Genomic DNA, 9,539 nt, shown 5'->3' with positions numbered 1-9,539 from the left:
CGGTCGCCGCCGCATTCAAAAAGTCGTCTACCGAAGCGACGTCTTGCAGGGCGTTGGTACTGCTGGACACAGTTTCAAAACCCTGCGGCCCCCCTTGGGAGGCTTTCTATGACACGCTCCTCGATTGCAAACGTAGTTCGCGGAGAATGTGCGGGACCGGATTCGGACCACCTGAAGACGCTTCCTCACTCCCTTCGGTCGTGAGACTGCCTTCCGTACTTCGAATCTGCTTGGCACAGTCTTGCCACTCGCGGCGTAGCTCGTGGCAAGAATGTGCGGGACCGGATTCGAACCGGCGGACCTCTACAGGACAGCGTCCTAAGCGCTGCGCCGTTGGCCTAGCTTGGCTACCCGCACGCAGTATCACCTTCCGAAGTTGGCGATAAGAACCTGTCGCTCTCGTCGGACGAGCGTTTATGAGGGATGGCGCGCTACCTCGCCACGTGTATCGGGCACGTGACCAAGTCGAAAACGAATCGTGGCTCGCAGAGCTCCAACAGGCTGCCGACCGTCTCGATCTCGAGACCGGCGCTCGCTCGCGCGCGGCCGACCTCTTTCTTACGACCATCTCCGGCGCCGACGACCTCGAAGAGCGATCGAAACGGGCGGTTGCGGCGGCCAGTCTCTACGCGGGGTCGCTCATCGAGGGCGACCAGCGGTCACAAAAAGCGGTCGCTGATGCGGTAGGCGTCGCTCGCCTGACGATTCAACAGCGCTGGAAGTCGATTCTCGAAGAAGCAGGACTGCAACCGCCCTCGTGGTAGTGCGGTCGGTTACGGCACTCAGTCGTGGTGGTCGCGTCCGGCACGGCCATCGTTCGCTGGCGTGAGGTTTCCGTGTTCGTCGATCTCACCCTCGACGATTCGAGTACTGGAGATGATGTCGCCGTCCTCAGCGTCCACGTGCGGGACGACCACGATGTCGAGCGGGTCGTCTCCTTGCTCTTCGCGAATCTCGTTGATTCGCTCGCCTCCGGTCCTCGTCTCGGGTGAGACGATGAGGACGTCGAACTTCGGTTCGGTTGCGATGCCGGTCGGCTCCGAGAGTTCGCGCACCTCGAACTCGCGGTCGTACTCGTCCGCGAACGTTCGGAGTTCGGCTTCGAGGTCGCGTTTTCGCTCCTCGAACGGGCGGATGTATCTGTCCACGTTCCGGGTCTTCGGTGCGAGGTCGTCGCTCGTCAACCCGACGGTTACGTCGCCGAGTTCGAACGCTCGCTCGAACAACGCCCGGTGACCGTCGTGAACCGGGTCAAACGTCCCGCCCAACGCAACGTCCATACCCCGGCGAATGATTCGGCATGGTTTATCACCTTCGGTACTGGTCGACATCGCCGCCACTCTCACCGAATCGGCCGTGCATCGTCGCGGTATCGCCGGTACACCGCTTCGGCCCAATCCAGGAAGTCTGCGGCGTCACTCTCGACGAGTGCCCTGAGTTGCCCGTCGTTGTCGTACGCGCCCACGAGCGCCCAGTCGTCGCCGAGCGTCACGCCGAGTTCGACCGGCCCCTCGTGCCGGTAGATGTCGACCGCTCGACTGACCACCTGAAATTCGAGCGGGTTACGCGACCGCGCCGTTTCGATTCGCTCCGACGGCATGACGAGTTCCGTCTCAATGCCAGAGAGGACGAGTTCGGCGTGTGCGTCGTGGTAGAGTCGACTCAAGACGGGAGCCAGCATCCGAATCGTCCGGGTTTCACGGACGCGCAATCGACTCACGTAGTGGCTCACCGGGGCCTGTGGCTGGTCGGGCGAGGCGGTGACGAGCGTCGAGTCGGCCAGCCACGCCGGGTCCGGTGCGTGGTCCGCATCGGGAAGGAAGCGGAAGAAGGGGTCGTACGCCGCAATCGTCTCCATCGTCTCGACGTAGTTTTCGTGCGTGCGAGTGGCGAGCTCGCCGCTGGTGGTGAGCGCGTACTGCCCGTCTCGCTTTCGCACCCAGCCACGGTCGGAAAACTCCGAGAGGTTACGCTGGACGCTTCGATGTGAGATGTCGATAGCGTCCGCCACGTCGCGCGGCGAACCGGGGTGGTCACGGAGGCACACGAGCAGGCGCAGTCGCTCCGGGGACCCCGAGAGAAACGCGACCGACTCTGGCGCGTCCATCGGCCGGAACTACTCCGACGGGTGATGTAAATCCCACTCTTCGCCAGTGTCATGGCTCGCGGCCGAAACGTGATTCTTAAGGGGCGAACGGGTGTCGTTTCGTGTATGAGTGACGAACAAGAGGCCGAAGTTGCCGAGGAAGAAGAGACAGAAACGCAGGAGGGACTGCAGGAAGGGGACTTCATCAGTCTCGATTACACCGCACGCACCGTCGAAGACGGCGACCTCGTGGACACGACGAGCGTCGACGTCGCGGAAGAAGAAGAAATCGAAACGGAGGGCCGCGAGTTCGGCCCGCGAACCATCGTGCTCGGTGCGGGCCACATCTTCGACGAGGTCGAAGACGACATCTACGGCAAGGAGGCCGGCGACGAAGGCTCGGTCACCGTCGAACTCGCGTTCGGCGAGTACGACAATGGGCAAGTTCGCACTGTGAGCGCCGACAAAATCTCCGAAGACGAACGCTACCCCGGCGCACAGGTCAACGTCGATGGACAGCAGGGCTACGTCGAAACCATCATCGGCGGCCGTGCGCGCGTCGACTTCAACCACCCGCTCGCCGGCGAGGACCTGGAGTACGAGTACGAAATCGTCGACGAGGTCGATGACGAAGAAGAGAAGGCCAAAGGGCTGTTCTCGATGTACATCGACGCCGACCTCGACATGTGGATTCAGACGGACGAAGCCGAAGAAGAAGTCGAGAACGAAGACGGCGAAACCGAGACCGAGACGGTCGAGAAAGAGACGCTCTACATCGAGGCGACGCCGCAGCTGTCGATGAACCAGCAGTGGATGTTCCAGAAACAGCAGATAGCACAGGACGTCATCGACCGCCTCGACCTGGACCGCGTCATCGTGCAAGAGACCATCGACGGGAGCGGCATGGGTGGCATGATGGGCGGTATGGGCGGCATGGGCGGCGGCGACATCGAGGAAGCCCTCGAAGACGTCGACATCGACGAAGACGAAATCGTCGAAGAGCTCGAAGCCGAAGGCGAGGACGTCGGCGCGGACGAAACCGACGAAACCGAAGAGTAATCGACCGCTAACCGAACTCGTTTTTCCGACCACTGACGGGTGGACAGAGGGTCACGTGCGCCGATAACGGCAGAAAAAACGGAGGAGTGTGCCTATCCGGTCGCGTTTCCACGGTCGACGTTGCTCGCCGACCACCCGCTAGCGGTCGCATTCCGAACGACTGCCGACTCGACGGACCCGTTCCGGATGACCACTGCCGGTCTCGGCTCCGACTCGGGGTCGGTCACGGCAGGTGGAACGACCGGCCTGTCGGAACGCTCGGGCACGGACGCGTTTTGCACCGTCATGTTTGCGATGGTCAGCCTGTCGAGTGACGCCCCTTCGACGGTCACGTTGGCGAGGACGGTGCGCTCGATGACGCGGTTTTCCACGTTGGGGTCGATGATGTCACCACCCGGCAGGTCGAGGATGGAGCGGTTTCTGACGACGATTCTGTTCGCCGTGACGTTCGTCAGCGTCCCGTTTTCGATTTCGAGTTCGGTGATGGAGACGTTTTGTAGGCTGACGTTGCGTCGAACTTCACCGTCGACGCGAAGTCTGCGGACGACCACGGTATCGACGCTCGCGTTCGTCACCGTCACGTTTCGTAGTGCCCACGTGCGGATGGTCGAGTTGTCGATTGACACCTTGTACTGCCCGAGTTGTGACACCTCCCCGAGTTTCGGCTGTTGACCAGATTGTGACGACGGAATCGCCGTCGAGGTTGCCGAGAGGCCGAGGAGCGGCGTCACACCGGAGAGCAAGAGGAGAGCCGAGAGAACGACCGCAGTCCGCTTGCCGATTTGGGTTCCCATACCCCCACGAATCCGAGAAGCGGCATAAACTGGCCCGACCGTTTGCATCCGTTCGGTGGGTTAGGCCGACGTTTCTCACTTCACGCTGATGTGTGCTGCGAGGTCGTCGCGGATGATGGTCTCACAGTACTCACAGCGGACGCCGTCCGAGAGCACTTCGAACTTCGACTCGACGGGTTCGTTCGCCGTCGAGATGCAGTTGCTGTTCGGACAGGAGAGGACGCCGACGACGCGGTCGGGGCGCTCCAACCGATGTTTTTCTGCCACTTCGTACTCGCGGATGATGTTTATCGTCGCGTCGGGTGCGATGAGTGAGAGCACGTCCACCTCGTTCTGGTTCAACTCTCGGCCCTCGACCTTGACGATGTCTTTGCGACCCATCCGGTCGCTCGGGACGTTCATTCCGACACTTATCGCATCGCCCTCGCTCCCGTCGATGCCGAGGATGGCGAGCACGTTGAGCGCCTGTCCTGCGCGGATGTGGTCGATGACGGTGCCGTTTCGAATCTTGCTGACGCGGAGTTCGTGTTCACTCATCGTTTTCTAGCATGGAATCGAGCAGTGCCATGCGCACCGGGACGCCGTTGTGTGCCTGTTCGAAGTAGGTTGCGTGTGCCGTCTCGTCCACCTCGGGAGCGATTTCGTCCACGCGCGGGAGCGGGTGCATGATGGTGAGGCCGTCTTTCGCGCCGGCCAGCGTGTCGAGGTCGATCTGGTACTCGCCGGCGACCGCGCGATACTCGTTCTCGTCGGGGAAGCGCTCGCGCTGGATTCTGGTGACGTAAAGGACGTCCAAGTTCGGGAGCACGTCTTCGATATTCGTGTGCTCGCGGACCTTCGCCCCCGATTCGTGGAGGTCGTAGCGCACGCTGCGGGGGAGTCTGAGACTCTCGGGGCTGATGAAGTGCTGGCGGGTGTCGAAGTTCGTCAGCGCGTGCGCGAGCGAGTGGACCGTCCGGCCGTACTTCAGGTCGCCCATGATACCGATGGAGAGGTCGTCCAGTCCGGCGTTCTCTCGAATCGTGTAAAGGTCGAGCAAGGTCTGTGTCGGGTGGTGGCCCGCGCCGTCCCCGGCGTTGAGCAGCGGGACGTCGACGAACTCGCTCACCAACCTCGCCGACCCCTGACTCGGGTGGCGTAACACGAGCGCGTCGGCGTACCCCTCGATGACCCGCGCCGAATCCGCGAGCGATTCGCCTTTCTTCACGCTGGAGGATTCGACGGAACCCATGTCTACCACGTCTCCACCGAGGCGTTTGATGGCGGTCTCGAAGCTCATCTTCGTGCGGGTACTCGGTTCGTAGAACATCAGTCCGAGCAGTTTCCCTTCGTGTCGGTCGGCGAACGCCCCCGGTTCGGCGTCTATCTCGGCGGCGCGGTCGAGGACGTCCTCGATGTCCGCGCGCGAGAGTTGTTTCGTGTCGATGAGGTGGTCGTGCCGCATCGTTCGGAATGGGGTTGGCGTCCATCTTGAAAGGCACGGGTTACCCCGACATTTAAATAAGATGACGAGACCACTCCCGCTATGCTCGCTATCGCTGGCGGGAAATGTGGGTGTGGCAAGATAACCAGGACGCTCGGTCTCGCCATCTTGCACTGTCTCGAAGGACGAAGCGTCCCCGACCAGCGAGATATCACCGAACACGTCGTGGATGTCGTGTTTCAACTCCGCACCACGATTTCGGGTGACCGGGTGGAAAACAGGTTCGCAGTGCCGAAGTTCCGTGGCGGGCGTGCGCTTCCCGAGACCATCAAACTCGAACTCACGGAGAACGTATCCATCGACACGAGTCGGGATATCGCGTAAACTACCCTGCCCTACCCTACCCTACCCTACTCCCTCGGCGCTACGCGCCTCGGTTCTTGCGGGTTGGCTTTGATGTGGATTCCCGGTAATCAGTCACCAGCAATAGGCCGGTGACTCCTGCCGTTCACCATCCCACCATTTATACGCACGTCTACTGGTGCGTCTCCGTCCCCCGACTTGGGCGAAGAACGGAGTCTTTGTTGTCGCTTCCAAGCGTACCGCATCCCGATATTCTTCGCCGCGTTGTAATCTGCGTTGACTTCGTATCCACACTTCTGGCAGTGGAAATGCTCGCCGTGGCGGTTATCCTCATGAGTGTGCCCACAGTTCATTCGAGAACAGTGTTGAGACGTACGGAGACGCCGCGTTCTGGTGCCTTGTACTCGACGTACTCGAATAGGTGCCGGAACGCCCATATGTGGTGCCACTTCGCCTGCGGTAGCCGTTCACGAATATCGGTTAACTCCTCGAACACGATAACGTCGCAGTCGTGTTCGACAGCTTCGGAGACGATTTCGTTGGTGACCGTATGGATGTACTGTTTCCGCCACGCTTCTTCGCGCTTCCCGAGGCGAAGCAACACTTTGTGCGCGGCTTGTGTTGCGCGCTGTTGCATCTCCGCGCGCCGTTTCTCAAACTCGCGACACCAGTGGTCGTATTCGTCACCCTGCCAGAAGCGTCCGGTCGAAGAGGCGGCGAGACTGTTGACGCCGAGGTCGATACCAAGGACTGTTTGGTGCGCGGTATCTGCCGAAACCTCTGTGTCTTCGCCTTTTCCGTCGAACTTTCGCGTGGTGATGTGGAAGTAGAACTCATCGTCCACTGCGTCGTATTGGAGTGTACTCGCTCGGAACTCGTTTTTCTCGGACAGTACGTACTGTTCGTAGGGTGACGGACTGTCCGACGGAAGTTCAAAGTCACACTCGACACGTCCGTTAACGGTCGAGAGCGACACCTTGTTTCGGTAGAGGGTGGCGCTCCGCTTATCGTAGAGCATACTCCACGAGGTGAACTCTGGTTGGCTCACGCGCTTGCCGTTCCCCCACCGTTCGACGCACCCTTTTGTGGCTTGGACGGCACGTCGGATGGATTCTTGAACAAGGTTGGCGGGTGAGGTCAGTTTCGCCGCGGAGCTCGTCATAGAGTGCATCTCTCGCAGTCGTATTAGCCGTGACGCAGTTCTTGATCGAAGTATCGTCCCAACAGAAGTCTGCGGCACGGTTCGCACAGTGAAGGAATTGCCGGGCTGTTTCGTGGAGGTCATCGCGGTATTCGTCGGGGACGAGGAGTTTGACGGGTGCGGTACGCCGAACCTCCATATTTCAGATGTAGAATCGACGGCTCTTAAACATCCGGGAGTCAGCATGTCATCGAGCGTGGATTGCGTCGTGCTATATCGGTTTCCTCTCCGATCTACTCACTCGCTTCGCTCGCTTCTTGAGGTCGGAGGCGCCACCTCGAATTATGCTGAATTCGCCCGCCAGTCTCATCGACGTCTGTCGATTCGTCGCATCTGTTCTCGGTGGAGCGTGACGATCATGTCCGAGAGGACGCCGAACATGAGCAACTGGACGCCGAAGAGGATGGCGACGCCAGCGACGACGGCCAACACTTCGTGGGAGACGCGCGGCGGAACGAACCACTCGATACCGACGTAGATGCCGAGAAAGATACCGAGAAGACCGCTCAACATCCCCATGCTCCCGAAGTAGAACAGGGGATTGTTCGTCTTGGCCAACTGGTAGAGTGTCATGATGATGTCGCCGCCATCCCAGAGTGGGTGGAGGTTCGTCTCCGACTCGTCGGGGCGTTCTTCGTAGCGAATCGGGACGACAGTCGTCGGAATGCCGTGTTTCACACACTCGACCGCCAGTTCGGTCTCGACGCCGAACCCGTCCGAGGTGAGATACGCTCGCTCGATGGAGTCGCGGGTGAACGCACGATACCCGCTCAGGATGTCTTCGAAATTCTGTCCGTGGATGACTAGAAACGCGCGATTGATGAGGCGATTACCGAACTGGTTCAGGCGGGTCATCGACCCATCATCCAGGTCAGCGAACCGATTTCCAATGACGTGTTCGTAGCCGTCGTCTAAGGGTTCGAGCATCGCGTCCGCGTCCTCGGGAGAGTAGGTTCCGTCCCCGTCCAGCATCAGCACGTACTCTGTTTCGATGTGCGTCAGTCCCTCGCGGACGGCCTGCCCCTTCCCTATCCCACTCTGTTCGATGACGCGCGCACCACAGTCCGTGGCTATTTCTTGCGTTCCGTCGTCGGAATCCCCATCCACGACGAGTACGTTCGAGAAGCCCTGCTCTCGGAACCCGTCGATGACCTCGCCGATAGTTTCGGCTTCGTTCAACGTCGGGATGAGCACGCACACATCCTCGCGGTCGGGCATTGTCAAGAAATTGTATACCGGAGGCAAAAAGCCCAACCTTTTAGCCCCGCCATCGGTGCCCGTCTCCGCCACGACAATCCATAGATGTTTAAAACAAAACGCCCAAGTCCCCGATATGAACCGGTTCGCGAAGGCAGCCGCGGCCGTCGTCGCAATAGCCGCCCTTCCCTATCTCGCCTTTCTCGCTCTGTACGGACTGGTGCGCCCGAACGGGTCGCCCGCCAGAAAGCGGGAGGCCGAACCCACTGTAAGCATCGTGCTCCCGACGTACAACGAAGCGGACATCGTCGAAAAGAAACTGGACGACCTGCTCGAACTCGACTATCCGATGGAGAAAGTCGAACTCGTCGTCGTGGATTCGAGCGACGACGAGACCCCTGACTTGGTTCGGGAGTACCTCGCAGACCACGACTATCCCGAGTTGAACCTCCTCAGAGAGGACGAACGTCGCGGCCTCGCACCCGCGCTCAACGACGCGTACGCCGCCGCGAAGAACGAGATGGTGGTCAAGACCGACTGCGACTCGTTCGTGGCCGACGACGCCCTGCGTGTCGCGGCGGCCAATCTCGCAGACCCCGACGTGGCGGCGGTCACCGGCACTAACGCCGAGATTCTCGGCGGAAGCGAGGTCGAAGCGGATTATCGTGGCGTCCAGGCGCACGTCCAGACGCTCGAATCGCACCTCGACTCGACGCTCATCTTCCATGGGCCGTTTTCGGCGTTCGAGAACGACGCTATCGTCTCCATCGACCCGAACTCGTTGGCCGACGATACGGAACTCGCGTTGAAGATTCGACTGAACGGGAATCGAGTCGTCTTCGACCCCGAGATTCGCTACAGTGAAGCCTCCCACTCGGACTTCCGGAAGCGTCGGTTGCAGAAAGACCGGCGCGGGATGGGGCTGATTCGACTGTTGGTACAGCATCGGTCCGCGCTGGGTCGGTACGGAAAGTACGGCGGCGTCGTGCTGCCGTTCAACTGGTGGTTCATGGTAGTCTCGCCGTGGCTGGTGGCGCTGGCAGTGGGACTGACGACGGGGGCGGCGTTGATCGCGGCAGGGCCGTTCGGTCTGGTCGTTCCCGCGGGACTGGGGCTGTTCGTTCGACTCGGTGGGAGTGACCGGTTGGGTCCGTTGCAGCCGGTGTACGCCATCTTCGACACGCAGGTGTCGCTGTTTCGGGCGAGCGTGGAGTTGCTGCGCGGTGAGGGAGATGGGACGTGGGAGATAGACGAAGAGTTGCGGGAAGCGTTCGAGTAAGTTACCCACGACTGAAGTCCTGTCTCTTACCCATAAGTCAGTGATAGAGAGAAAATCTAATCAAATGAGATCTGAGAAGAAGGAATGAGTCAAAATGCGGTCATCATTGGAACTGAACCTTGAGTCGCTATGAGCAC

At 60.4% G+C, this 9,539-nt stretch carries 9 protein-coding genes, 1 tRNA gene and 2 pseudogenes; 4 read left to right on the top strand and 8 right to left on the bottom strand.

The window, feature by feature from the left end:
- Positions 1-272: 272 nt before the first annotated feature.
- Positions 273-357, bottom strand: a tRNA-Leu gene (locus tag ACR3FF_RS23570).
- 86 nt (positions 358-443) lie between these two features.
- Between ACR3FF_RS23570 and ACR3FF_RS23565 the strand changes: the two genes are divergently transcribed.
- The gene (locus tag ACR3FF_RS23565) at positions 444-764 is read left to right on the top strand and encodes a transcription initiation factor IIB family protein (RefSeq protein ID WP_458190574.1); all 321 of its coding nucleotides are present in this window, start codon (positions 444-446) and stop codon (positions 762-764) included.
- 18 nt (positions 765-782) lie between these two features.
- On the opposite strand, the gene ACR3FF_RS23560 is transcribed toward ACR3FF_RS23565, so the two are convergent.
- Positions 783-1,280 (bottom strand): phosphopantetheine adenylyltransferase, encoded by a 498-nt coding sequence (locus ACR3FF_RS23560; protein WP_458190573.1) that lies wholly within the window; start codon positions 1,278-1,280, stop codon positions 783-785.
- A gap of 62 nt (positions 1,281-1,342) precedes the next feature.
- Positions 1,343-2,107 (bottom strand): helix-turn-helix transcriptional regulator, encoded by a 765-nt coding sequence (locus tag ACR3FF_RS23555; RefSeq protein ID WP_458190572.1) that lies wholly within the window; start codon positions 2,105-2,107, stop codon positions 1,343-1,345.
- A gap of 105 nt (positions 2,108-2,212) precedes the next feature.
- Here ACR3FF_RS23555 and ACR3FF_RS23550 point away from each other — a divergent pair, with 105 nt between their 5' ends.
- Entirely contained in the window at positions 2,213-3,145 is a 933-nt protein-coding gene (locus ACR3FF_RS23550; protein ID WP_458190571.1) for an FKBP-type peptidyl-prolyl cis-trans isomerase, read from the top strand.
- Between the two features lie 92 nt (positions 3,146-3,237).
- Here ACR3FF_RS23550 and ACR3FF_RS23545 read toward each other — a convergent pair whose 3' ends face one another.
- The 3 genes from ACR3FF_RS23545 to pyrB all read right to left on the bottom strand — a co-directional run bounded on the left by ACR3FF_RS23545 (position 3,238) and on the right by pyrB (position 5,383).
- Positions 3,238-3,939 carry a hypothetical protein gene (locus tag ACR3FF_RS23545; protein WP_458190570.1) on the bottom strand — a complete coding sequence of 234 codons (702 nt, stop codon included), beginning with the start codon at positions 3,937-3,939 and terminating at the stop codon, positions 3,238-3,240.
- 75 nt (positions 3,940-4,014) lie between these two features.
- Positions 4,015-4,476, bottom strand: coding sequence for an aspartate carbamoyltransferase regulatory subunit (gene pyrI, locus ACR3FF_RS23540; protein ID WP_458190569.1), 462 nt, complete (start codon positions 4,474-4,476; stop codon positions 4,015-4,017).
- Positions 4,469-5,383 (bottom strand): aspartate carbamoyltransferase, encoded by a 915-nt coding sequence (gene pyrB, locus ACR3FF_RS23535; protein ID WP_458190568.1) that lies wholly within the window; start codon positions 5,381-5,383, stop codon positions 4,469-4,471. The genes pyrI and pyrB overlap by 8 nt, the downstream gene beginning before the upstream one ends.
- 120 nt (positions 5,384-5,503) lie before the next feature.
- On the opposite strand from pyrB, the pseudogene ACR3FF_RS23530 reads away from it, so the two are divergent.
- Positions 5,504-5,746: pseudogene (locus tag ACR3FF_RS23530) on the top strand (DUF7125 family protein); the annotation flags it as partial.
- A gap of 89 nt (positions 5,747-5,835) precedes the next feature.
- Here the strand turns inward: ACR3FF_RS23530 and ACR3FF_RS23525 are convergent.
- A pseudogene (locus ACR3FF_RS23525) lies at positions 5,836-7,065 on the bottom strand (RNA-guided endonuclease InsQ/TnpB family protein).
- Between the two features lie 167 nt (positions 7,066-7,232).
- Complete coding sequence (gene aglJ, locus ACR3FF_RS23520) at positions 7,233-8,144, bottom strand: S-layer glycoprotein N-glycosyltransferase AglJ (protein WP_458190567.1); 912 nt, start codon at positions 8,142-8,144, stop codon at positions 7,233-7,235.
- A gap of 115 nt (positions 8,145-8,259) precedes the next feature.
- Between aglJ and ACR3FF_RS23515 the strand changes: the two genes are divergently transcribed.
- Positions 8,260-9,402, top strand: coding sequence for a glycosyltransferase (locus ACR3FF_RS23515; RefSeq protein WP_458190566.1), 1,143 nt, complete (start codon positions 8,260-8,262; stop codon positions 9,400-9,402).
- Positions 9,403-9,539: the final 137 nt, after the last annotated feature.

This window comes from Haladaptatus ordinarius, assembly GCF_054177595.1.
The sequence above is the reverse complement of the archived record's forward strand: the minus strand, read 5'-3'. Positions and strand labels throughout refer to the sequence as shown.

Coding starts and splice junctions, on each gene's coding strand:
- ACR3FF_RS23560 (WP_458190573.1), bottom strand. CDS start 1,280: ATGGACGTTGCGTTGGGCGGGACGTTTGACCCGGTTCACGACGGTCAC.
- ACR3FF_RS23555 (WP_458190572.1), bottom strand. CDS start 2,107: ATGGACGCGCCAGAGTCGGTCGCGTTTCTCTCGGGGTCCCCGGAGCGA.
- ACR3FF_RS23550 (WP_458190571.1), top strand. CDS start 2,213: ATGAGTGACGAACAAGAGGCCGAAGTTGCCGAGGAAGAAGAGACAGAA.
- ACR3FF_RS23545 (WP_458190570.1), bottom strand. CDS start 3,939: ATGGGAACCCAAATCGGCAAGCGGACTGCGGTCGTTCTCTCGGCTCTC.
- pyrI (WP_458190569.1), bottom strand. CDS start 4,476: ATGAGTGAACACGAACTCCGCGTCAGCAAGATTCGAAACGGCACCGTC.
- pyrB (WP_458190568.1), bottom strand. CDS start 5,383: ATGCGGCACGACCACCTCATCGACACGAAACAACTCTCGCGCGCGGAC.
- aglJ (WP_458190567.1), bottom strand. CDS start 8,144: ATGCCCGACCGCGAGGATGTGTGCGTGCTCATCCCGACGTTGAACGAA.
- ACR3FF_RS23515 (WP_458190566.1), top strand. CDS start 8,260: ATGAACCGGTTCGCGAAGGCAGCCGCGGCCGTCGTCGCAATAGCCGCC.